The sequence below is a fragment of the Paenibacillus sp. BR1-192 genome (assembly GCF_029542445.1).
GTDB lineage: Bacteria > Bacillota > Bacilli > Paenibacillales > Paenibacillaceae > Paenibacillus_AQ > Paenibacillus_AQ lautus_A.
Genome location: NZ_CP120718.1, coordinates 6,195,827 through 6,219,354, shown reverse-complemented (window position 1 = coordinate 6,219,354; position 23,528 = coordinate 6,195,827). Strand labels below are relative to the sequence as shown.

At 50.2% G+C, this 23,528-nt stretch carries 24 protein-coding genes and 1 pseudogene; 20 read left to right on the top strand and 5 right to left on the bottom strand.

Annotated elements, in window-relative coordinates:
* The first annotated feature begins 162 nt into the window (after nucleotides 1–162).
* From P0X86_RS28655 to P0X86_RS28645, 3 genes are all read left to right on the top strand, one after another.
* Nucleotides 163–741 carry a hypothetical protein gene (locus P0X86_RS28655; RefSeq protein ID WP_192570559.1) on the top strand — a complete coding sequence of 193 codons (579 nt, stop codon included), beginning with the start codon at nucleotides 163–165 and terminating at the stop codon, nucleotides 739–741.
* A 256-nt stretch (nucleotides 742–997) separates the two neighbouring features.
* A complete protein-coding gene (locus P0X86_RS28650) occupies nucleotides 998–1,447 on the top strand; it encodes a MarR family transcriptional regulator (protein WP_277747058.1) in 450 nt (149 codons plus the stop codon).
* A 56-nt stretch (nucleotides 1,448–1,503) separates the two neighbouring features.
* Nucleotides 1,504–3,009 carry a DHA2 family efflux MFS transporter permease subunit gene (locus P0X86_RS28645; protein WP_015737485.1) on the top strand — a complete coding sequence of 502 codons (1,506 nt, stop codon included), beginning with the start codon at nucleotides 1,504–1,506 and terminating at the stop codon, nucleotides 3,007–3,009.
* 122 nt (nucleotides 3,010–3,131) lie between these two features.
* Here P0X86_RS28645 and P0X86_RS28640 read toward each other — a convergent pair whose 3' ends face one another.
* A complete protein-coding gene (locus P0X86_RS28640) occupies nucleotides 3,132–3,296 on the bottom strand; it encodes a DUF1328 domain-containing protein (protein ID WP_036663891.1) in 165 nt (54 codons plus the stop codon).
* 278 nt (nucleotides 3,297–3,574) lie between these two features.
* Between P0X86_RS28640 and P0X86_RS28635 the strand changes: the two genes are divergently transcribed.
* The 11 genes from P0X86_RS28635 (at nucleotide 3,575) to P0X86_RS28585 (ending at nucleotide 15,616) form a co-directional block, all read left to right on the top strand.
* Nucleotides 3,575–4,096, top strand: a complete 522-nt coding sequence (locus P0X86_RS28635) for a DUF948 domain-containing protein (protein ID WP_036663863.1) — start codon at nucleotides 3,575–3,577, stop codon at nucleotides 4,094–4,096.
* Nucleotides 4,097–4,152: 56 nt separating this feature from the next.
* Complete coding sequence (locus P0X86_RS28630) at nucleotides 4,153–4,686, top strand: hypothetical protein (RefSeq protein ID WP_277747057.1); 534 nt, start codon at nucleotides 4,153–4,155, stop codon at nucleotides 4,684–4,686.
* Between the two features lie 87 nt (nucleotides 4,687–4,773).
* Nucleotides 4,774–5,115, top strand: coding sequence for a YflT domain-containing protein (locus P0X86_RS28625; RefSeq protein WP_009594092.1), 342 nt, complete (start codon nucleotides 4,774–4,776; stop codon nucleotides 5,113–5,115).
* 251 nt (nucleotides 5,116–5,366) lie between these two features.
* Nucleotides 5,367–6,542: a PP2C family protein-serine/threonine phosphatase gene (locus tag P0X86_RS28620; protein WP_277747056.1), complete on the top strand. Its 1,176-nt coding sequence runs from the start codon at nucleotides 5,367–5,369 to the stop codon at nucleotides 6,540–6,542.
* Nucleotides 6,539–10,198 carry a response regulator gene (locus P0X86_RS28615; RefSeq protein WP_277747055.1) on the top strand — a complete coding sequence of 1,220 codons (3,660 nt, stop codon included), beginning with the start codon at nucleotides 6,539–6,541 and terminating at the stop codon, nucleotides 10,196–10,198. Before P0X86_RS28620 ends, P0X86_RS28615 begins: the two co-directional genes overlap by 4 nt.
* A 78-nt stretch (nucleotides 10,199–10,276) precedes the next feature.
* Nucleotides 10,277–11,131: a CheR family methyltransferase gene (locus P0X86_RS28610; protein WP_374705909.1), complete on the top strand. Its 855-nt coding sequence runs from the start codon at nucleotides 10,277–10,279 to the stop codon at nucleotides 11,129–11,131.
* A 20-nt stretch (nucleotides 11,132–11,151) separates the two neighbouring features.
* Nucleotides 11,152–12,831: a response regulator gene (locus tag P0X86_RS28605; protein WP_036663869.1), complete on the top strand. Its 1,680-nt coding sequence runs from the start codon at nucleotides 11,152–11,154 to the stop codon at nucleotides 12,829–12,831.
* A 112-nt stretch (nucleotides 12,832–12,943) separates the two neighbouring features.
* Nucleotides 12,944–13,267 carry an STAS domain-containing protein gene (locus P0X86_RS28600; protein ID WP_009594079.1) on the top strand — a complete coding sequence of 108 codons (324 nt, stop codon included), beginning with the start codon at nucleotides 12,944–12,946 and terminating at the stop codon, nucleotides 13,265–13,267.
* A 32-nt stretch (nucleotides 13,268–13,299) separates the two neighbouring features.
* Complete coding sequence (gene rsbW / locus P0X86_RS28595; protein ID WP_015737478.1) at nucleotides 13,300–13,749, top strand: anti-sigma B factor RsbW; 450 nt, start codon at nucleotides 13,300–13,302, stop codon at nucleotides 13,747–13,749.
* Nucleotides 13,746–14,516: a sigma-70 family RNA polymerase sigma factor gene (locus tag P0X86_RS28590; RefSeq protein ID WP_009594120.1), complete on the top strand. Its 771-nt coding sequence runs from the start codon at nucleotides 13,746–13,748 to the stop codon at nucleotides 14,514–14,516. Before rsbW ends, P0X86_RS28590 begins: the two co-directional genes overlap by 4 nt.
* A gap of 122 nt (nucleotides 14,517–14,638) precedes the next feature.
* The gene (locus tag P0X86_RS28585; protein WP_192570562.1) at nucleotides 14,639–15,616 is read left to right on the top strand and encodes a magnesium transporter CorA family protein; all 978 of its coding nucleotides are present in this window, start codon (nucleotides 14,639–14,641) and stop codon (nucleotides 15,614–15,616) included.
* A 99-nt stretch (nucleotides 15,617–15,715) separates the two neighbouring features.
* Here the strand turns inward: P0X86_RS28585 and P0X86_RS28580 are convergent.
* From P0X86_RS28580 to P0X86_RS28570, 3 genes and pseudogenes are all read right to left on the bottom strand, one after another.
* Nucleotides 15,716–16,146 (bottom strand): annotated as a pseudogene (locus P0X86_RS28580) (DUF5665 domain-containing protein).
* 134 nt (nucleotides 16,147–16,280) lie between these two features.
* A complete protein-coding gene (locus P0X86_RS28575; protein WP_009594054.1) occupies nucleotides 16,281–16,691 on the bottom strand; it encodes a YtxH domain-containing protein in 411 nt (136 codons plus the stop codon).
* A gap of 48 nt (nucleotides 16,692–16,739) precedes the next feature.
* Complete coding sequence (locus tag P0X86_RS28570) at nucleotides 16,740–16,997, bottom strand: GlsB/YeaQ/YmgE family stress response membrane protein (RefSeq protein ID WP_015737475.1); 258 nt, start codon at nucleotides 16,995–16,997, stop codon at nucleotides 16,740–16,742.
* 281 nt (nucleotides 16,998–17,278) lie between these two features.
* On the opposite strand from P0X86_RS28570, the gene P0X86_RS28565 reads away from it, so the two are divergent.
* Nucleotides 17,279–18,283, top strand: a complete 1,005-nt coding sequence (locus P0X86_RS28565; protein WP_096776952.1) for an asparaginase — start codon at nucleotides 17,279–17,281, stop codon at nucleotides 18,281–18,283.
* 65 nt (nucleotides 18,284–18,348) lie between these two features.
* Nucleotides 18,349–19,068, top strand: a complete 720-nt coding sequence (locus tag P0X86_RS28560; RefSeq protein WP_277747054.1) for a pirin family protein — start codon at nucleotides 18,349–18,351, stop codon at nucleotides 19,066–19,068.
* A 106-nt stretch (nucleotides 19,069–19,174) separates the two neighbouring features.
* Here P0X86_RS28560 and P0X86_RS28555 read toward each other — a convergent pair whose 3' ends face one another.
* A complete protein-coding gene (locus tag P0X86_RS28555; protein ID WP_015737472.1) occupies nucleotides 19,175–19,402 on the bottom strand; it encodes a DUF1128 domain-containing protein in 228 nt (75 codons plus the stop codon).
* Nucleotides 19,403–19,580: 178 nt separating this feature from the next.
* Here P0X86_RS28555 and yyaC point away from each other — a divergent pair, with 178 nt between their 5' ends.
* From yyaC to P0X86_RS28535, 4 genes are all read left to right on the top strand, one after another.
* The gene (gene yyaC, locus P0X86_RS28550) at nucleotides 19,581–20,120 is read left to right on the top strand and encodes a spore protease YyaC (RefSeq protein WP_192570565.1); all 540 of its coding nucleotides are present in this window, start codon (nucleotides 19,581–19,583) and stop codon (nucleotides 20,118–20,120) included.
* Between the two features lie 106 nt (nucleotides 20,121–20,226).
* Nucleotides 20,227–21,018, top strand: a complete 792-nt coding sequence (locus P0X86_RS28545) for an alpha/beta fold hydrolase (protein WP_192570566.1) — start codon at nucleotides 20,227–20,229, stop codon at nucleotides 21,016–21,018.
* A 340-nt stretch (nucleotides 21,019–21,358) separates the two neighbouring features.
* Nucleotides 21,359–22,051: a DUF6483 family protein gene (locus P0X86_RS28540; protein WP_277747053.1), complete on the top strand. Its 693-nt coding sequence runs from the start codon at nucleotides 21,359–21,361 to the stop codon at nucleotides 22,049–22,051.
* Between the two features lie 27 nt (nucleotides 22,052–22,078).
* Complete coding sequence (locus P0X86_RS28535; protein ID WP_176502548.1) at nucleotides 22,079–23,269, top strand: class I SAM-dependent methyltransferase; 1,191 nt, start codon at nucleotides 22,079–22,081, stop codon at nucleotides 23,267–23,269.
* The last annotated feature ends 259 nt before the right edge of the window (nucleotides 23,270–23,528 follow it).

The following is a 23,528-nucleotide window of genomic DNA, read 5'->3' as shown; positions in this document are numbered from 1 at the left end:
TAGTATTTGACAATATCGTAATAACCACCATTTGGATGTTTTGAACCAAGAAAGTTGGGTACAATTCTCAAATCGTGACAAGTTTCCAGGATTCCTATATACTTTGGGGATGGGAAAAGCCCTGCTCCAGCAGGGAAATCCTTTGGGAGGAGGGATCTTTGGATGGTACGCCGAAAGAAACGAACCGGGCGATTCCTATTGGGAATACTTGTCTTGTTGCTTGTGATCATCGGTGCGGCAGTCTGGTTTGTTTATCCTACGCAATCCCTGGACATGCGCTATCGATCCGTTGATTTCAAGGACAAATTGATGACCATGGTGTCGAACCGGGATACCCGCATGAAACTAAGCACGGAGGAAGTCGGGGAACTCAGCAAGAAGAACATGGTAAAATATATGAGCACGCATGACCTTGGCGTCGATATAACCGGAGCCGATTTCGTAATGAACGGTACCACCATGACAGCCCGCATGAACGGAAAATGGGGCGTATTGCCGTTTGGAGCCGTCCTGCGCTTCCAGATGTCAGCCGAGGGAAGCTATCTTCACCTGGCGCATGAATCGACAACGATTCGTGGCGTTGAGATTCCGCTGAATGTGTTCCGGCTTGACCCCATTCAAATTTCGCTGAAGGACTATTTGCCGGATTTGGTAACCGTGAAGAATGTTAAGTTTCTGTCCGATGGCCTGGAATTGAACTTTACGATGGATTGGATGTCGATTCCTTCGTTGTTTAAGTAAAGCAAGAGAATCGGCTAAAGACTCAGACAAGGAAACGATGTCTGGGTCTTTTTGCATTTTCTTTCATGATAAAGCATTATTTTCAGAAAATAATTATGAAAAAAATATATATGTAAACATTGACACTGAAATGATCCCCCACTATAATCAGTAAATGTTTAGAAATAAATGTTTTAGTACTAAAGTATTTAGAGGCGAAGGAGAGGGTGTCTCTATTGAAGGAGTGCTGGACCATTAAAGGAGTGTAAAAAAATACATGTCCATGCGGAATGAAATTCTGGAGTTGGAGATGCTATTTAAGAAGATGCTTCGGACTGTGCAGAATGAATGGCAGAAGGAGGGGTTCCCTAAGCTTGGGAGAACTCAGTACACCGCCTTGGAGAAGCTCCACGAACAGGGTGCTTTGAGATTGTCTGACTTGGCGGATTCCATTCATGTGACGTGCGGCGCGGTCACGGGCATATCCGATAAATTGATCGAAGGCGGATTCGCGCGCCGCGTAAGGGATACAACCGACCGCAGGGTCATCCATCTGGAGATTACGCCGCTCGGGTGGGAGCTGATCGAGCAGTTGGCCAATAAACGCGCCGAACTGAGCGATTTGTTATATGGTTTTCTAACAGATGAAGAGGTTAGGCAGTTGAGTTCCCTGTACCGCAAAATTTTGACGAATGTTGAGTATATCCAAGGTCAGCTGTCCACATAGAACAAACATGCTATTGATATGGACGAACTTACTTAGAAAGAGAGTGAAAGCTTCCGATGAATACCCATACTGCTGCTCGCCCCGGCGAGCCTGTCAAGAAAGGCCCCATCATTGCCGCATTAATGATTGGCGCTTTTGTCGCCATTCTTAACCAGACTTTGATGAATGTTGCTCTGCCGAGCATCATGGAAAATTTAAGCATCAAACCGACGGTAGCCCAGTGGCTGACCACAGGCTTTATGCTGGTGAACGGAGTGCTGATTCCCGTTACCGCCTACCTGATAGCGCGATTCTCGACCAGGCAGCTGTTCATCAGCGCCATGACGCTGTTTACGATCGGCACCTTGCTGTGTGCCATCAGCCCTAACTTCGCATTCCTTCTAACCGGACGCCTCGTTCAGGCAGCGGGTGCAGGAATTCTCATGCCGCTTATGACCGTCGTATTTCTGAACATTTTCCCTATCGAGAACCGCGGTAAAGCCATGGGGATGATGGGGATCGCCATGATTTTTGCTCCTGCGATCGGTCCTACGCTTTCCGGATATATCGTGGAGCATTACGATTGGCGGGTGCTGTTCTACATGATACTGCCTTTCTCCGTTATCGCTACGTTAATCGGTGTCTTCTTCCTTAAAAACGTGACAGAGGTCAGCCGGCCCAAGCTGGACATGATCGCCATCATTTTGTCTACCCTTGGCTTCGGCGGCTTGCTCTACGGCTTCAGTGACGCCGGGAACGACGGCTGGTCCAGCACGCCGGTCGTGACGACCCTTGCGGTCGGCACGGTTGCCCTCATCCTGTTTGTATGGCGGGAAATGAAGGCCGACAATCCGATGCTGGAATTCCGTATATTTAAGTACAACATGTTTACGTTAACGACCTTGATCAATGTCATCGTCACGATGGCGATGTATGCCGGGATGATCCTGCTGCCGATTTATCTGCAGCAGATTCGCGGGTTTACGCCGGTGGAATCCGGTCTGCTCATGCTTCCCGGCGCGATTCTAATGGGAATTATGTCACCCATCACGGGCGCGATATTCGATAAGGTTGGCGCAAGATGGCTGGCTGTTATCGGTCTGGCGATTACGGTCATTACGACGTGGGAGTTCAGTAATCTGACCGAAACGATGTCTTACGGCCAGATCATGATCATCTATACGGCCCGCATGTTCGGTATGTCGATGCTCATGATGCCGATTCAGACCGCGGGATTGAATCAGCTGCCGCGGAGCTTGAACGCCCATGGTACGGCCATGTCGAATACACTCCGCATGGTTTCCGGCTCGATCGGAACCGCGATTCTCGTTACCGTCATGTCCACCCAGGCGGAGAGCCGAGGAGAAGCCTTGATGCAGTCGGGCCTGTTCGATCCGAAGAATCAGGCCGACCTGCTTAAGCTGGGCAACGAAGCAACGATTTATGGCATTAACTATGCCTTTGTTATTGCCACCTGGATCAGCGTGGTTTCCTTGATTCTGGCTTTCTTCATCAAGAAGACGAAGCCGGCGGAAGAGCCGAAGGCAGCCGGAAGCCGGGAGGCTGCAGCAACGAACGCTTAAGCCGCCTCAAATTCAAGCACGCCATAAAAAGGGTGTCCCATCCGTGTAACAACGGAGGGACACCCTTTTTCACGTTCCTATGTGTATATTCAATGCACGGGCTTTAACAACATGTGACGCCGTCACATACTTCGTCTGCGTCCGGTAAAGAGAGAGATCACAAACAGGACAACGAAGACGAAGAACAGAACCTTCGCGATACTGGCTGCAGCCTCAACGATGCCGAAGAAGCCGAAGATCCCTGCAATCAGTGCAACCACCAGAAAAATTACGGACCATTTTAACATCATATTCACCCTGCTTTCTTCATCGATTTTATTGGATATATAGCATGTCATCGCATGCTGCTCCAAGTAAGGAGCTCTTATCCAATTTGAAGATCGGTAGGGGCCATCGGCGTTGCCGCAGCGCCCTTCGTAGTGTTCTTTAACCGGGGCGGCAGGGGATGAAACAAGCTGGAGAACAGTGGCATGGATGGCAAGGAACCCTTTGTTTCGTGAGGTGGGGGATAGGGTAACTATTGCGTATCCGAAACCAAACATAACTTGAAAGCGAGGGACAACGTATGCTAACTCAAATCAGTGTTGCCATTATTGCCGTGGCATTTGCGGTTCTCGTATTCTTCTTGATCAAGACATTGAAGGCGGCCACGCAATCGCTCGAAAAGGTAACACAAACGCTTCAGGAAGTACAAAAGACGGTCGACGAATTGAGTTATGAAGTGAAGCAGACCATTCGAAATACGAACGATATTACGGTGGATGTTCAGCATAAGATGAAACAAATTGATCCGGTTATGGATACCGTCAAAAACCTGGGAGAAGCTTTAAGCGAAGTCACTTATGCGGTGAAGCAAATATCCGCCGGCATGGTTAGCCGCTTTAAGCAATCCCGGATAGAGCAGAAGAAAGAGCAGCCCGCCCGCATGGAAGTGCCTTTGACGGCACAAGATCGCACGTTCCAGTCGTATGACGCCGTCTATCAGAAGACGGAAGCGGAAGAAAAGTCCCGCAGCCGGAACTGGCTGTCCTACGTGGACACGGCAGTTGGCCTGTGGAACAGTTTCCGTCGTCAAAAAGCCAGATAACAGGTTTAAGCCAAGCCAGGGTATAACACGGCAAGATGATGAAAGGAGGAGGTCGCATGTGGAATGTCGCACTGTTGATGGTCGGGCTCATGGTTTACTCCGGAGGTGGAGGTGCTGTGGCAGCGCAGCAGCCTGCTGCCGAGATATGGCAAGCGCCTGTAGTTCATGCCGCTGCGGATGTTGGACAAGCACACACCGGCGACAACTCTTCAGAGGGCTATGGGACGTTAAACGGGATATCGCTTGCGGATACCAAGCGTGATATTGTCCGCAAGCTGGGAACGCCTGCACGAATCGAACAGGATGGCCTAAGCGGGACCACTAAGCTTCTTTATAAAGATATGGAAGTTGGAGTCCGTAACGGCTACACGGAATATGTTCATGTCAAGCCCTCTGCCGAGTCCTTTCAGGTTGAAGGCCAGCATATAGGCATGTCGACCGATCATGTCCGGTCATCCCTGGGTAAGCCGTATTTTAAGGCGGAGGACGGAGATGTATACCTTGAGAACCATCATGCGCTTAAGGTATACATTGACCGGGATACCGGTGAAATCGAAGGCGTCGATTTATTTTTCGATTATAGTGAATAAATTTGTTTCAACCTTGAGAATTACGGTTAATAACCAATGGACTATAACCTAAATTGAGGTTTAACACTATTAGGGGAGGTTTTCACAATGGAATTCACCAATACGAAGTCATATGCCAAAGTCGTGGAAAACGGGACGCAAGCGGTTCAGGAGGTTCAGAATCTACGGCAGTCCGGTTACGATCTGGATCACATTTATGTATTGGCCCATGATTCGGACAAGACGAGCCGGATTGTGGAAGCAGCCGATGCCAATAATGTAGGCATTAAGGAAGAAGGCGTGTTTGATGCCCTGGCGAATCTGTTCCGGTCCCGCGGGGATGAGCTGCGTGCCAAAATCGTATCGCTTGGCTTTACCGAAGCCGAGGCGGGATTTTACGAGAAACAATTGGACCTTGGCAAAGTGCTCGTGATAGCTAAGAAGGATTGAGGAAGCATTGAACGTTCAGCCTGGCGCTGATTCGACATAGGAGTTATAGGACTTAAAACATAGATAAGGAATGAGACTATTGACGTCTCATTCCTTATCTATGTTTTAAAAGAATGTTCCATATATCTATTAAAAGTGGAAGATTCAAGCTTGAGAACCTTTTTCTATGGCAAATGATCATAGGGTTATTATAGTATAATAGTAGGAAAAGGATTTCTGCCGCATAAGCCGTAACGTTAAAGGAGAGGGCAATGAGAATATTAATCGTAGATGACAATCCGACTAACGTCATTATTATTCGAGAAATCTTGAAGAAGGAAAATTATCAAAATACACTATCTGCATCTTCAGCCCTGGAAATGCTGGAACACCTGGGGATCGGCGATCGCAGCCATGATCCGAATCCCCGTAGGGCGGCTATCGATTTGGTGCTGCTCGATATGATGATGCCTGAGATGGATGGAATAGAAGCTTGCCGTATTGTTCAGCAATACGAGCATTTGAAAGATATACCGATCATTATGGTCACCGCCGTCGGAGATTCGAAGAAGCTGGCGGAAGCGCTGGATGCCGGTGCCGTCGATTACGTCACGAAACCGATCAACAAGGTGGAGCTGATGGCGCGGATACGCCTCGCGCTTCGGTTGAAGCACGAGAAAGACTGGCATATTGAAAGGGAACAGCGGGTCCAGGCGGAATTGAAGCTTGCGGCCATGGTTCAGAATGCCGTGTTAAGCTCGCCCATCGAAGATGAACAGCTGGAGATTCATGCGCTGTACCAGCCCTCGGCAGAGCTTGCGGGAGATTTGTATGCATGGTTTCCGCTAGGCGACGGACGTTATGGCGTGATTCTGCTGGATATGATGGGACACGGGATTACTTCGTCCCTGTTTTGCATGTTCATCGCTTCGGTGCTGAAGGATACGGTGACGACTTATGTCGAACCGGAGAAGGTGGTTCAAGAATTGAATCGCAGATTCAATCAGTTGAACCTGGGCGAACAGCTGATTCAGTACTATTTTACGGCCATCTATCTTGTCGTGGACACTCGTTTGAAGCGGGTGGACTATGTCAACGCAGGACATCCCCCGGCTCTGTTCTTCAAGGAGGACGGCGAGGTCATGACGCTGGATCAAGGTTGCTGCCCGGTTGGCTTGTTCGACCGGATCGAGGACATGGAGCCAAGAAGCTTTCATTATGAAGGCGAAGGTCATTTGGTTATGTATACGGATGGCCTGCTCGAATTGGTAGAGGGCGGACATGACGAGAAACTGGATTACCTGAAGACGCATTTGGGCGGCCCTCACCATTGGAGAGAAGACGAAATGAAGGAACAGTATTTTGTGGATGATCCATCGCAGGAGCGAGAGGACGATAAATGCCTGGTTTGGATATCTCTTAAAAAAGGAGAGGAAACCAATCAATGAAGCTTAAGAGCAAGTTAGTCATTGGGTTTACAACATTACTGGCGCTTATGCTGGTATTGACCCTGATCGGGTACGACCGGATCAGTTATATGAACAACCAGATGGACCAAATCTATCAGGAGCGATACCAGAAGGTGCGGAACTCCAGCGGCATGCGCGGAGAAGTCAACAATATGGCGCGCGAACTTACGAATATGATCCTGAGCAATGATCCGTCTACGTATACGGTGTCCAAACAGGAAATCGAGACGATGACGGCGCAGACGGAGGAGTATTTTAGGGCCATCAAGGAAAGCGTAAATACCGCAGAGGAACAGCAATTGCTGGTCCGGATCGAGCGTGCGGTTAACGAATATATCGTGTATCAGAACAAGACGCTGGAACTGCTCTCTACCAGCGACGCAGATGGGGCCAACGCACTCCGTAATTCCACCGGGCAATCGGTCCAGGAGGAGATGCTGATCAGCCTGAACGAGCTTAGCAGCTACGAGAATCAGAAGATCAATGATGATATAGCCGCAGCGAAAGCCGCTTACGACCGCTCCGTGCAAATATTCATCTACATCATGGCCGGCGGGCTTCTTATCGGAATGCTGGTCATTCTATGGATTCTCCCAAGCATAACCCGGGGCATCAACGTGGTCTCCATGATGCTGAAGAGCTTCGGCGAAGGCAGGCTGAAGGCCATACGCCGTATCAAGGTTACGTCCAAGGACGAGTTTGGGGACGTAGCTCGAGTATTCAAAGACTTGTCCGAAGACATCATCGAGAAGCAGCGCATCGAGGAGACCTATCTCCAGGCGCAGCGTGATCAATCCTGGCTGAACTCTAACATGGCCAGAGTCACCGAGCTGCTGGAAGGAATCAATTCCCTGGAAGAGGTCGGCCAGCGGTTCATCAGCGAATTCACGCCGATCTTGGGAGCTCATTACGGAGCCATCTATATCCGTCAGGAAGACAAACATCCGAACAAATTGGAGATGAAGGGCTCCTATGCCCATGAAGGCGGAGAAGAGCCGAAGGTTGCGTTCATGATCGGGGAAGGGCTTGTAGGCCAGGCGGCGCTCGATAAGAAGCCGGTCGTCCTGAAAGGCGCTCCTGAGGACTATATGAAGGTGGAATCCGCCTGGGGTTCATCCAAGCCGGTGTCTATCATGATCTACCCGATTCTGTTCGAGAATGAAGTGCTGGGCGTCGTCGAGTTGGCTTCGTTCGAGGAAACGACATCTTTGCAGGAGCAGCTGATGTCTCAGCTAAGCCAGTCCCTCGGCATTATTCTGAACAATATCACAGGCCGACTGCGGGTCGAGCAGCTGCTGCGCGAATCCCAGGCCATGACCGAAGAGCTTCAGGTTCAATCGGAAGAGCTCCAGACGCAGCAGGAAGAGCTTCGCCGTACCAACGAGAATCTGGAGGAGCAGACCAATGCCCTCAAGCGTTCCGAGGACCTGCTGCAGCGCCAGCAGGAAGAGCTGGAGCACTACAATACCGAGCTTGTTGCCAAGACGCGTGCGCTTGAGGAACAAGTGCAGGAAGTGGAAGAGAAGAACGATGAAATCGAGAAGGCGCGAGTACAGCTCGAGCAGCAAGCGAAGCAGCTCTCGATTACAACCAAATACAAGTCGGAGTTCATGGCGAACATGTCCCACGAGCTGCGCACCCCTCTTAACAGCCTGCTGATATTGTCGCAGCTGCTGTCTGAGAACAAGGATGGGAACCTAAGCTCCAAGCAGATTGAATATGCACAGACGATTTACATGTCGGGCTCCGACCTGCTCAAAATGATTGATGAAATTCTCGACTTATCGAAAGTGGACGCCGGGAAAATGGAAATCAACTATGAAGACGTCCAGCTTCCGGATATCGAAGCCTTCGTGGAGCAGAATTTCGCCGCGGTGGCATCGCGCAAGCATATCAATTTGGGCGTTCACATTGAAGAGGATATCCCGCAAAGCATCGTGACGGACAGTCATCGCGTCAAGCAAATTCTGCGCAACCTGTTATCGAATGCTTTCAAGTTTACGAATAGCGGCTCTGTCGAGCTGCAGGTCGAGAAGGCCGACAAGGACAAGCTTCCGGTTTACCTAAATGCCGAATCGGACTATATGGCCTTCGCTGTCAAAGATACCGGAATCGGCATTCCGGCAGACAAAACGGATCTGATCTTTGAAGCCTTCCAGCAGGTGGACGGTACTACTAGCCGCAAATACGGCGGAACCGGGCTTGGCCTTTCCATCAGCCGCGAGCTATCCCGCCTGTTGGGCGGGGGCATTACGGTTGAATCGGAGGAAGGCAAAGGAAGCTGCTTCACCCTCTTCCTGCCGGCAAGCCATCCAGAAGTGGCGGACGGTGCGAAGGAAGCGGCCGCAGCGATGGAGGCACCGCCGGAGAGCGCTCTGATCGTACCGAAAGCCAAGATGGTTACGAAAGAGGTTCAGCCTGCCATACAGGTAGACGATGATCGTAACCAGCTCGGGCCGACGGATAAAGTGCTGCTCATCATTGAGGATGACGTGAAGTTTGCCAGAATCCTGCTCGATATGGCCAGAGGCCGCGGCTTCAAGGCTTTGGTCGCACTGCAGGGTGACATCGGACTGGAGATGGCCAAGTCGTACAGACCGGATGCCATCATTCTGGATATCCAGCTCCCGGTAATCGACGGCTGGTCCGTCATGGGCGAGCTGAAGAGCTCTGCGGTTACCCGCCATATTCCGGTGCATGTCATCTCCGTTGTGGATGAAGTGAAGCAAGGCTTAATGATGGGAGCGATCGCTTACCTGAAGAAACCTTCAAGCCGGGAAGCGCTGGAGGACGCGTTTACGCATATCCAATCCTATGCGGAAAAATCGATGAAACATCTCTTGATTGTCGAGGATGACGATATTCAGCGGAATTCCATTATCGAATTGATCGGCCATGACGATGTGTCGATTACGGCGGCATCCACAGGCGCCGAGGCGCTCAGCGAGCTGCGTAAGCAGCGCTATGATTGCATGGTGCTTGATCTGATGCTGACGGATATGACAGGCTTTGAACTGCTTGACCAGATTCGCGATGACGAGAACCTGGTGGATCTGCCTATTATTATTTACACCGGCAAGGATTTGGATTCGAAGGAAGAGATGCAGCTTCGCAAATATGCGGAGTCGATCATCATTAAGGACGTGAAGTCCCCGGAACGGCTTTTGGATGAAACGACGCTGTTCCTGCATCGGGTTGAGGCCGATTTGCCGGAGGACAAACGTAAAATTCTGCAGAAGCTGCACAACAAGGAAGAACTGTTTGAAGGCAAGAAAATTCTGCTTGTGGATGACGATATCCGCAACGTGTTTGCCCTCTCCAGCGTGCTGGAGGGATACAATATGGAAGTGACCTTTGCCGAGAACGGCCGGGAAGCGATCGAGCTCCTTCAGCAGAATCCGGATTTCGATCTGGTGTTAATGGATATGATGATGCCGGAGATGGACGGTTATGAGGCGATGCGCCGTTTACGCGAAATGCCGGAATTCGACAAATTGCCGATTATTGCCCTGACGGCCAAAGCCATGAAAGAGGACCGCGCGAAATGCATTGAAGCGGGTGCTTCCGATTATATGAAGAAGCCGATTCAGACAGAGCAACTTCTTTCCCTAATGAGGGTTTGGTTGTATTCGTAAGCCGCTTTTGTGGGTAAAGTACAAGTAGCAAATAAACACTCGGAAAGCGGTGCAAGCGTAATGTCATCTAGTGACCATATGGAATCAGAACAACTGTTGTTGACAGAGAATAGCGAGCGTGAACTGGAACAGATCGAGATCGAACTTCTTTTGGATGGCATTCATCGATTCTATGGTTACGATTTTCGAAATTACGCCATTCCTTCGTTGAGGCGGAGAATCTGGCATCATGTTCATGCAGAGGGTGTTTCCACGATTTCTGCCCTCCAAGACAAAGTACTGCACGACCGTTCATGTTTTGAGCGGCTCATATATAATTTGTCGATTCCTGTTACGGAAATGTTCAGGGATCCGACACTATTCTTGACATTCAGGCAGTCGGTGGTTCCATTGCTTCGTACGTATCCGTATATACGGATTTGGCATGCAGGCTGCTCAACCGGAGAAGAAGTGTATTCCATGGCCATTTTGCTTCATGAAGAGGGACTGTATGAAAAATCCCGGATTTATGCGACGGACATGAATTCGCGTTCGCTCCAGCAGGCCAAGGAAGGCGTATTCGATATCAAACGCATGAAGCAATATACGAAGAATTACTTGGAGGCGGGCGGTACCCGCTCGTTCTCCGAATACTATACCGCGAAGTACAACTCGGTTATTTTTCAGCCGTTCTTGAAGAAAAACATGATATTTGCCGAGCACAACTTGGCAACGGACCGTTCCTTTAACGAGTTTAACGTGATTTTTTGCCGGAATGTCATGATCTATTTTAATGACCAGCTGCGGGATCACGTGCACGGATTGTTTCACGAGAGTCTAAGCCATTTCGGTATTCTCGTCCTGGGCGCCAAAGAGTCCATACACTTTACGAATTATAGCGAAGCTTATGAGACATTGGACCGCGTCGAGAAAATCTATCGAAAGATTAAATAGAAGTTTTGTAGGAGGATCTCATGGGGTTTCACGAACCGATTCATATTCTGTTGGTAGATGACCGCCCTGAAAACTTACTTGCACTCGAAGCTGTTCTGGACAGCGAACAATACACGCTCATTAAAGCTACTTCGGGCGAAGAGGCTTTGCGATATCTCTTGAAGTATGATTTTGCGGTGATTGTTCTCGATGTCCAAATGCCCGGCATGGACGGCATTGAAACGGCAAGGCTGATCAAGGCGAGAGACAAGACAAAGGATATTCCGATAATATTCATTTCCGCAAACAGCAAGGACGCGGAGCATCTTTTTGCGGGATACTCCGCCGGTGCAATCGACTATATGGTTAAACCCTTCATCCCTCAAATCTTGAAATCCAAGATCGAGGGTTTTGTCGATATGTATCGGACCAATAACAGGCTGAAGATCCAGTCCGCGCAATTGCACCAGAAGACTCAGGAACTGGAAAAGATTAATCAAGAGCTAGTGCTGGCCAAGGAAGAAGCCGAGATTGCCGCCAAAGCCAAAACCGAGTTTCTGGCGATGATGAGTCATGAGATCCGAACGCCAATGAATGGCGTTATCGGGATGATTGATTTGCTGATGGACAGCGAGCTTCAGGATGAACAGCGTGAATATGCCACGATTATCCGCAACAGTGCGGATGCCTTGGTAAACATCATTAATGACATTCTGGATTTCTCCAAGATGGAATCTGGCAAAATGGAGCTGGAGGAATATCCGTTTGATCTTAAGTCCTGCGTTCAGGAAGTGTTCGGTTTGTTCTCCGGAGAAGCCTCCAAGAAAAACTTGGAGCTTACGTATTATATCGAGGATCAAATCCCTTCGATGGTATTCGGCGATATGGGGCGCCTGCGTCAAGTGTTGGTGAATTTGGTATCCAATGCCGTGAAATTTACGAATGAGGGCGGCGTGTATTTGGTTGTTTCGCTTGCCAAGGCTGAAGAGAATCGATTAACGCTTGAATTCACGGTAAAAGATACGGGAATCGGTATCTCATCGAAGAAGCTTGACCGGCTGTTCAAGCCGTTCTCTCAACTGGATTCCTCGATGACCAGACGCTACGGCGGAACAGGTCTGGGGCTAGCGATCTGTAAATCGCTTGTGCAGATGATGGGCGGAGAGATCGAGGTTGACTCCAAGGAAGGGGAGGGAGCCACCTTCGTATTCACGATCTGCGTTCACACGCATGAGGAGGAGCATCCTCGGCTACGGGAAGAGGAACATTCGGACAAATATCGGGTGCACGGGGGAAGACAGCCGAACATTCTGATCGTGGACGACCATCCGATTAATCGAAAGCTGATGGAGAGCATGCTTGAAAAGATGGGAATGATTGCGGATATGGCCGAAGACGGCAGGCAGGCCGTTGAGATGGCTGCCGGGCCTAAAGCTTACGACATGATCTTTATGGATTTGCAAATGCCGGTCATGGACGGTTTGGAGGCCGCTCGCCTCATCCGCCAGATGAAGCCGGAAGCGGACGCTCCCGTACTCGTTGCGATGACAGCCAATGTCATGGACGGGATTCAGAAGCGCTGCTTTGATGCCGGCATGAATGAATATATCAGCAAACCGGTCAAAATCAGCTGTGTAAAGCACCTGATATCCCGTTATATGCCGGTAGAGCCGGACGGATGGGACATCAGCCCAAGCCAAGTTCGAATCATCAACGGCTAGTGAATGAATCGTTTTCCATATATTAGCGCGCCTTGATCCCTCGTTAACCTGTTTCAACAAGCGAGATAACGGGTTATGTAAAGGGAAAACAAATGATTGGGAGAGAGTGTCTATGAATACAAAAACGAATGATAAGTTCAATGCCAAAACCCAAATGAACGAGGGCGTATGCACTGTATTTTTGAGCGGTGAACTTGATTTGTCCGTCGCTCCGGATTTTCGATTGGTAATGGAGCCTCTTGTCGGCAATTCCGAAGTAGACTTGATCGTCAACATGAAGGACATGACATATATTGATAGTACGGGCATTGGTATTCTTCTGTCGATACTGAAAGCCAGACATGGCATGGAAGCACGCTTTGCAGTTGAGGAAGTTCCGCCGCAAATTCAAAAGCTGTTCGATATGACGGGTATTGCGAAGTTCTTTCAGTCGTAAGAAGAATTCCCAATAGGAAAGGATCGAAAAGAATGAATTCAGATGTACAAAGAATAACACTTAATTTGCCTGCCAGTGCTGAATACGTGGATATTGTAAGGTTGAATCTATACGGGATAGCTTCCAAGATGGGCTTTTCCTATGAAGAGATCGAAGATATGAAGGTTGCGGTGTCGGAGGCCTGTAACAACTCGGTTTTATATGCTTATAGCCAGGAAGGCGGAATGGTAGAGGTTTTATTTCAAGTGACCGGCGAGTCGCTATCCATTACGGTCAGAGATGAAGGGGAGAGTTTCGACAGTGTGGGGGCGGTTGGCGATCGTACACTTCATGATAAAGATCTCAGCGAGGTCCAAATCGGAGGACTTGGCTTCTACCTGATGGAGGCGCTTATGGACGAGGTGAGCGTGACAAACCAGGCTGGAAAGGGAACCGAGGTTACGCTGACGAAGCGGCTCGCAAGAAGCGAGGAGCCAGTATGAGTGATAAGGCGACTCCCCAAGAGTCCAGAGATGAAGCAGTTCATTTAATAGAACAGTATCAGCAGACGAAGGATAACGATATCGCAACGGTGCTGATTAAAAAATATGAACCGATGGTCAAGATGGCAGCAGGCAAAATTGCCCGGAATCGGCCCGATCTGTATGAGGATTTATATCAGGTTGGTCAAATGGCATTAATCCGTTTGCTTCAGCAATACGACATTAGCCTGGGGATTCCGTTTGAGCCCTACGCCATGAAGAGTATGATCGGGCATATGAAAAACTTCCTCCGCGATAAATCATGGTACATTCAAGTGCCAAGACGAATCAAGGAGAAGGGGGCCTTGGTCCAGCAAGCGATTGATGAATTAATGGTGAAGCTTGAACGATCTCCTGATGTGAATGAGATTGCATCCTACCTGGATCTTTCCGTTGAGGAAACCGTTGAAGTGTTGGCGGGAAGGGAATGCTATCATTATGTATCATTGGATTCCCCATTGTCTCAGGAAGAAACCGGGGCCACGCTTGGAGAGCTGATCAGTTCGGACGTGAACGACTTTGATTCCGTCGAGAAGCGCATGGATCTTCAACAGGCGATGAGCCAGCTGAAGGAGCAGGAGCAGAAGGTGCTGCTGCTGGCATTTCAGGAGGGGCAGTCCCAACGAGCGATCGCTCAAAGGTTAGGTGTGTCGCAAATGAGTGTCTCGCGTATCCAGAAGCGGGCAACGGAAAAACTGAAGCAAATCATGTCCAATTCTTCGTATTGATATGGACAAGCTTCGTAGAGACAGACGTATAGCAACATAAGGCACGCTTCCTCCATCACGGGAATGCGTGCCTTTTTTGAAACCTAATATCCGTATTTATCGAAGGGAGTGGCAAGGAAATCATGCTTGGGCCGGATACGACAGAAGGTCAGGATATTTATGATTTTGCAGGGGGGTGGCAATGGCACGATGTCCGAACGGATAACTGGCAATCCTCCTGGATCGGCGAGCTTCGGTCACGCTATCCTTATACAGCCGAATGGTTTAATCTGGCACCGTCGTTAAAGGAGCGGAATTACTTATCCGTTCGTTTCAAGGATGGGGTGGAGGCGGTCATTATGGGGTCCATGCTTTATAAGGTTACGAATGAACACGAGCATCATAAGTCGGAACAGTTCTATTTCTATGTGGATGCTCAAGTGCTGATCACCATTAATTTGGATGAGCATACCCGCAGCGTGATGGCCAAGGCCGATAGAGCCTCGATGCTTCATCAATGCGAGCGGCCCGTAGACGGCCTGTTTGTATTGGCCCGGGCCATTCTGCATTATTACCATGCAGGAATGGATCAATTCGAACATAACCTGCGTCTTGTCGAAAAGGATATGCGTACACGCAACCGAAGATCTTTAATGGATAACATTCTCTCGTCAAGGTTTGAGCTGCTGGAATGGAGCAACCTGTTTATTCCTTTTCAGGAGCTGATCGCTGCGGCGAAGGAGGGGTATCACGGCGAGCTGGATGCCAGCCGCTCGTTTCAACAGCTCCTGCATCGAGTAGAAAGAATGGAAAGGCTGATTTATCACTATGAGCGCGAAATCGATACGCTGGTATCCATAGATGATGCCATCTCGGCGTTCCGCGGCAATGAAATCATGAAGACCTTGACCATCTTTACGGTCGTATTCACACCGGCAACCGTGATCGGAGCCGTATGGGGCATGAATTTCGAGAACTTGCCCGGCATTAAGACGTTCTGGGGCTTCACGGCAGTCATTGGCTTCACCCTGCTCTGGACCGGAGGGATGTACCTTTGGATGCGTGCGAAGGGATGGACGGGGGACCTGCTTCAAGTAAAGTCCAAAAACAGGAATATTTGAGTGCGAAGTACACGATTGCATAAGAAGTGCAGCAATAACTCATCACAATCGCCCGGTAACCGTTAAAGGTACCGGGCTTGTTCAGGTAATAGAGACGAATTAGGATTTGGATTGTTCAATATATCCCTGCAGGTTCGAGATGAAATCCCCTATCATCGGCACATTGACAAAGAAGCTGAGAATATAACCCAGAAGACCCAGCACGAGAGCCGTGCCAAGGGTTAAGCCCAACCCCGGGCCAGGCCGGCAGTGAGGTTGGCAATGATGCGTTTCTTGGGATTCATGTAATTATCGATCATGTCTTTCATTTCGGACTTCTCCAGCGTGGCGGCGATTTTGTCCAGTCGCGTGTTCAATTTCTTCACTTCGTGCCTAAGCTCAAAGGGATGCTCCTGCACCTCATCCGCCTCTTTCGAGTGTCTTTCCCTGGACGATTCGGATTGCACTCGTTGTTCCTCGTTTCGTGTCGAACGACTGCCGCTTCGGGTTGAGAAGCCGGAGCCGCCATGATATGGGTTTGCTTTACTCATGAAATATCCCCGCTTTCCAGGCAGATGCGCCGTTTCATTTCACTTCGGAATCCATACAATGTGGATAAGACAACGTGCCGGATCTGGCACAAAAATAGCCAGCTGCGTCAGCTGGCTATTCGTGACCCTACGAATTAATAATTCGTTGTCGTTTTCATTTCACGGCTGACTTCGGAAGAGGTGTCCATCGCTTTATCCTTCACATCTTTGGAAGCACTTGAAACCTCGCTCGACACGTCTGCCGATGCTTCCTTGACGCTGGACATAATGCTTTGGCGGCCTTCGTTCACGGTGGCCATGACATCGGAGGCTTTGCTTCCTACCGTTTTTGCCAGTTCAGAAGCTTTATCGCCTACGGTATAAGCGACTTCTTTGGTTTTATCCGACACCATGCTCAGCTTCTCGGATAAATCCCCGCGAAGCTCGCGGCCTGGCTTTGGAGCGAACAACAGAGCTGCCGCCGCTCCGACCAAGGCACCGATAAAAGCACCTTTGAAGAATGTGGAACCGCTTTGTACTGGATATTCTTGTTCTGCGTTATTCATAACTTTCACTCCTTTTAGTTAATATAAAAATGAATATAAACACGAGGATCAGGCTGTGCGTCTAAACAACTTGGCAACAAGACCGAGCAGGAATACAAAGATGGCCGTACCGATGATTGCGGGCACAATGGCAAATCCGCCTATGACAGGACCCCAAGCTCCGAAGAGCCACGGTCCGAGCCATGCGCCTATGAAACCTGCGATCATGGAACCGATAATTCCGCCCGGCATTTCATGACCAACCAGCGCATCCCCGATTATCCCGATGATGATTGCCATCACGATGCTGATGATGATTCCCCACATACGATCGCCTCCTTTTTCAGAGCAATGTGTTTCGAGTGGGCTTGCTTATCTCGTAATTAAACGCAAGGCCACACCATGAAACAGGAGACGTGCAAAACGGGAGATAAATGAAATGTCCGTCCTCTATGGAACGTATCCTGCTGTCAATTGCCCTTTTTTGTACTATACTGAATACAGATTCGCAATCATTCTCGAATAAGCGTGATCTCGGGGAGATGCAAGCATACAGGCTTTTCAAGGAATCATTCGTAACAGACGGTATATAGAAGGAGTTATTCAACATGGACACTGTATTGGTGAAGGAATATCGGGCGGACATCTTGGAGTGCGTCCACAATGGACATATATGTATTGTGAATGAACAAGGTAAGGTCGAGGCTTATGCGGGAGATCCGGATTATGTCGCATTTACGCGTTCTTCGGCCAAGCCGATGCAGGCGATTCCTTCCATTCGCGGCGGGCTGGTCGATCATTACGGACTGTCCGATGAGGAAATTGCGATCATGACGGCTTCGCATCGTGCGGAGCAGGCTCATGTGGAAGTGTTGGAGCGTTTTGCACGCAAGGCGGGCATCAGCGAAACCCACATGGTGTGCGCATCCAGCTGGCCGCTGGACGAAGGAAGCAAAGAAACACTTTTGCGAGGCGGCGGCGAGAAAAGTAAATGGTACCATAACTGCTCCGGCAAGCATTATGGCATGCTGGCCTACTGCCAGATGGCGGGATATCCGTTGACGGGATACGATCAGCCGGAACATCCGCTGCAGCAGGAAATCCTTCGGACGGTCGCCTATTTGGCGGGATTGGCTCCCGGCGATGTTAAACTGGGAACCGATGGATGCGGACTGCCGGTATTCGCCATGCCGCTCCGCGCTTTGGCAACAGCCTACATGAAGCTTGCATGCCCGGACCTCATAGAGGACGAGCCGACGCGAAAGGCGGTCATGCAAATCACGAAGGCCATGCATGCAGCCCCTTATATGGTGGCGGGTAAACACAAAGTGGATACCCTTCTTCTGGAAGATCCTAATATTGTGGCCAAGGGCGGCTTCAAGGGAGTGTACTGTTTCGGCCTTAAGAAGGAGCGGCTCGGCATTTCTTTCAAAATTTCGGACGGCTCCGAGGAAGAATGGGGCTGGATCGCGGAGTCCATATTGGAACAAATCGGCTATGGCAGCAAAGCGACCATCGAACGGCTGAAAGCTGCATATCCTAAGGATTTATATAATGATGAGGGTCTTCGAGTAGGCAGGGTAGAAACCGGATTTAAGCTGCTCCGCGCTTAAAGGCGACTGATTAGACCGGAAACCGCCGGGGTATTGAATAGTAAAAAAGGCGGAGGTGACCGGCCATGATTAAAATCATGACGGCAGCGGAAAGACATACTACCCATGAAGACGGTATTCACAGCGAATTCAGCTTTTCTTTTGGTGATTATACAGACCCGCATAACGAGCACTTTGGAAGCCTTCTGGCGCATAATGAATACGTGCTCCAACCGATGGAGGGGTTTGATCGAAGGTTTCATCATGATTTGGTGATTGTGCATTTGGTGCTGGAAGGCACGTTGACGTATGAGGATGATACAGGGAAGGTCATGGAGCTTACGCCCGGTACGGTTCATGTCGTGAATACAGGCTCCGGCGTGTACCATGCCGAGAGGAATGCCTCATCTTCGGAGGACGTACGCTATCTGGAAATGTGGTTTCTCCCTGCGGAGCCGGGCCTTGAGACCAGTCACCATCAAAGCAATTTCACAAAAGAACAGCAATTGAACCAGATGCTTCCGATCATCGGTTCAGGCAATGGTGAGTCGAGCCTGCCCCAGTCGCTGGATGTTGTGATGTACAGCAGCATACTGGAGACCGGACAAGAACTGACGTACAGTCTGGCCGGGGATCGTAGAATGCATTTATACGTCATAAGCGGTCATGTCGAAATATCATCGGAAGACGGCGTATTCGATATTAAGGCGGGCGATGCGGCAAGGATACAGCGTCGTCATGAGTTGACCTTCCGGGGGAACTCCAGTGAGGGAAGCTCGGAAATGATCTTTATCGATATGCCATAACGTAAACAGAAAGCCCCGGGATTTGCGAGATTCGCAAGTACCCGGGGCTTTTGTCATGACAAAAGCGCTTCTAAAGAATACACTCAAAGTACGTGAAGATACCGTCCTACTGGTTTCCGCGGAGCTGTCCAAGCTCGGATACAACGGCTTCCACTTCGGAAATACTAAGATTCTGTTTATTCATGACCATATCGTACAGATCATAAATATCATCATATTGGTTAACCGAGAAGGCAGAGGCCTGCATGGCAGCGCCTGTAGCCATCCGTAGCTTCGTTTTAATCTGTTCGATCATATACTCGACATTGGCTTGGGATTTTTCACTCAAATCCATGGAATAACACCATCCTCTCTTAGGCGGATTTACGATTTTCATCCCTGTATTGTAACATGTTAGCGTGCGGCTCGACCAATGTTTTTGCCATCGGTGAGGAAGATAGGTTAAAATCAGAAAAAAACGCTTCACCGTCAGCGATGCTAATCATCGAACCATTTAATCAAGGAGGTCCGTCATGAGCGAACAAGCCGGCAAGACGCCAAGCGCGCATGCTGCCAAAGCCAAGATGTCGGGCCATGAACTGGCCGGTTTTTTTCAGGGGATTTCGCGGCGCCATGCGCTGGGCAGCATCGTATTTTTATGTATTGGCACCGACCGTTCCACAGGTGACGCGCTCGGTCCGTTGACTGGAAGCCGGCTTGTGGAATACGGTTTTCCGCAGGTGATCGGCACGCTGCCCGAACCATGTGATGCTTTCAATCTTGAGGCAAAGCTTCAAGGCATACCCGAGGATCAGGTGGTTATTGCCATTGATGCTTGCTTGGGACAATCCTCTTCCGTCGGTTATTTCTTTACAAGCGAAGGTCCGCTGGCGCCGGCCCAATCCGTCGGCGGGAAGCTGCCGGCAGTGGGAGACTACAGCGTGGCAGCGGTCGTGAACGTTCATGGACCGAAGCCGTATTGGACCCTCCAAGTGACGTCCCTTTACCAGGTCATGGGAATGGCGGAGCAGATAGCGAAGCAAGCCGCTGCGGCCTTTGGCCTTAGGCCGTAAGACACGCGTTTCAACCGGGGTTGTTTTAGTTTAATAATAGTTCATTCTTTATAAAATAATGGGTGTCTATCCTAGGGCATCGCTGAATAGAAAGAAGGGTATCGCTATGGAAAAAGTACAATGCAACGGCAGCACGATTTGCTACGTGGATCAGGGACAAGGTGAGCCGGTCATTCTGCTTCACGGTTTCTGCGGAAGCTCCGCCTATTGGGAACAGGTACTGCCATATCTTCAAGGTTTCAGAGTCATTGTACCGGATCTCCGGGGTCACGGGCGGTCTGATGCACCGATGGGATCGTATACCATCGAACAAATGGCGGACGACGTCCTGCTATTGATGGATGAGCTCGATATTCCGAAGGCGGCGTTGCTCGGTCATTCCCTCGGAGGATATATAGCGCTCTCCTTCGCCCAGCGCTACGCTTCTCGATTGAACGGCTTTGGCCTGATCCATTCTACGGGCTATCCGGATTCGGATGAAGCGAAGGAGAAACGGGTGAAAGCGGTCAGCGCCATCCAAGGGGAGGGCATTACGGCTTTTGTTGACGGATTGGTGCCGGGCCTGTTTGCTCCGGATACGAAGGAAACCAAGCCGGAATGCATTCAGCGGGCGAAGGAGATCGGTTACCTTACACCGCCGCAAGGTGCGATAGGGGCGGCGCTGGCCATGCGCGAGCGTCCGGACCGGCGCGATGTGCTCTCGGCTTCCACGCTGCCGATCCTGCTTGTAGCAGGAGAGAAGGACGGCTTGATTCCGGCGGAGCGCACCTTTACCACAGACCATGACAACGTAACCCGGATCGTGATCGAGGGCGCGGGTCATATGAGTATGATGGAGACGCCCGAGAAGCTCGGCGAAGTCATTTCCTCTTTCATGGGACGGCTGGAGCAAGAATAAATCCATATCGTTTATAATAAACGGATACTCCTATTGCGGGGTATCCGTTTATTGCATTGTGGGCTGCAGTTGCAGTGGCCCCTCCATCGTTTCCGGACCCCGATTGAACAAAGCGTGAACGAGGCAGAAGGGCGGCTACTGGAATTCTGGTCCCGGATAGCCTACAATTTAATCGTGATCCGGATTGGAATAGACCCGGCATGAATGCGCCTGCAGGGGATTCACCGAAGCTGCCTGGCATGCCGGTCCTAAGTTCCTCGGCAGCGGGAATTGCCGGAAGGTTAAAGACGAGGTCAACAATTCGCTGCATCCGGCACGGATGCAGGTTGGGGGCGAGTGCATGTTTCGCAGGGATTATCTTGTGCGGCTTATCGAGGATATGACACAGATGATAGCCAAAGTGTTTTCGCTCAAGCAGGAGCGCAAGCACACCGAAGCTTTATGGGAGCTGGATGAGCTTTTTAAACGCCAGTTCCGACTGAATTCAGGGCTGCTTCGCTCCTTGTCCGCAGCCGATATCGAGCAGCTCTTTCGCAATCATGGTTATCTGGAAGCGGACAAGCTGCAGAGTGCCGCAAGGCTGATGGAAGAGGAAGCGTCGCTGCTGCTCGAGCTTGAGCGCGAAGAAGAAGCCGTTATGCTCTATACCAAGGTCTTTCAGTTATATTTGAAGTCAGCCCTGCAAGGGGCGGATCCGAAACTGATCGGGTTGACGGAACGGATCGGTCTGCTGAAAGAACGTTTAAGGGCTTACGCGTGGCCCGAAACGGCGATGCTGGATTATTATGCGTATACGGAGCAGCAGGGGATGTTCGCGGAAGCGGAGAATACCCTGTACCAACTGCTGGATAGCGGTAAGATCGAATATGACGAAGGCGTAAGGTTCTATCAAAGATTGCAGCAGAAACGGCCCGAGGATTTGGCAAAAGGCGGGCTTCCGCTGGAGGAAGTCGAGGAAGGAATGGACGAGCTCCTCCGCCGTTTTCCGCATGCGGCGGTGGACGGAGACAAACCGTTTCCCGGCCTCGATTAACCTGTCTATAACATAAAAGAAAGCGAGATGTACCTTTTGGATGCATTAAGAAAATTGATTCATAACATCATGGAAGAAGCATCATTGATTACGGCTACGCTAAGCCAGCTTCGCAAGCGGGAAGGCATGACCTACAGCAAAGTAACGGTTAAGCCCGTAGAGCTCAAGAACAAGCTGCACTATCAGTTCGCCTATTATTCCGCAACCAAGGTCACCCATCAGAATGTGCCGGCGGATGAGGCGGAGGCCGTACTGTTGGATATGTTCGAAAATGTATTCCGGCAAGCGATGATCTATACGCCGGAAGCGGACTATCAGGTTCTGATTTCGAAGAAATACAAGGTTTCGATTCTGACCAAATCCGCTTCGAAGACCAAAACGGATTTGTCGCATAACCGGAAAAAGACCTACATTCTTGAAGAGGGAGAGCCGGTTCCGTTTCTGGTGGAGCTGGGCATCATGAGCGAGGATGGCAAAGTATTTGCCCGCAGATACGATAAATTTAAACAGATCAACCGCTTCTTGGAGATGGTGGAGGATGTCCTCCCTCATCTGCCGGAGGACCGTCCGCTTACGATCGTCGATTTCGGCTGCGGCAAATCCTATCTGACCTTCGCTTTGTATCACTATTTGGCGGTAACCGCGCGCAGAAAGCTGAATATTGTCGGATTGGATCTCAAGGCGGATGTCATCGAACACTGCAGTATGCTGGCGAAAAAACTGAATTATACCCAATTGCGGTTTCTTGTCGGCGACATTGCGGATTATGACGAACTGGAGCAGGTGGATATGGTGGTCACGCTGCATGCATGCGACACCGCAACCGATGCGGCGCTGGAAAAAGCGGTCCGCTGGGGGGCTTCGGTGATTCTGTCGGTGCCTTGCTGCCAGCACGAGCTGTTCGCCCAAGTCCAGAGCCCAGTCATGGAGCCGCTGCTGTCCCACGGCATACTGAAGGAACGCTTCTCGGCGCTGGCCACGGACGCCATTCGGGCCAAGCTTCTCGACCTGATGGGATACAAGACGCAGCTGCTGGAGTTTATCGATATGGAACATACGCCCAAGAATATTTTGATCCGTGCGGTCAGCGGTTCTGCCGGAGACCGGAATAAACTATGGCAGGAGTATACCGCGTTTCGCGATTTTTTAAGCGCCTCGCCGTACCTTGAACGGGCTTGCAAGGACCTGCTCCCGAATACGGAAATGGAATCGCGTTGAACCGGATTGGCGATGAACGTGCGAGCGCGCACGTTCATCGCTTTTTTGATGGGAAATAGGAACTTTGAAGCCGGTCTTCCGGTTATCGCAAGGTAATCAACATCCAAACGCGGTCATTCTTCTAAAGAATGTACGTCGATGGACGTTTTTCTTGCGATGGCAATCAAAGCCTTGATCCAGGGAACCATGCGGCCCTTACCGCACCAGATGTGATCGCCAACATTGAATCAAGAATAACGCCGACCGTCCTTGTCCACAA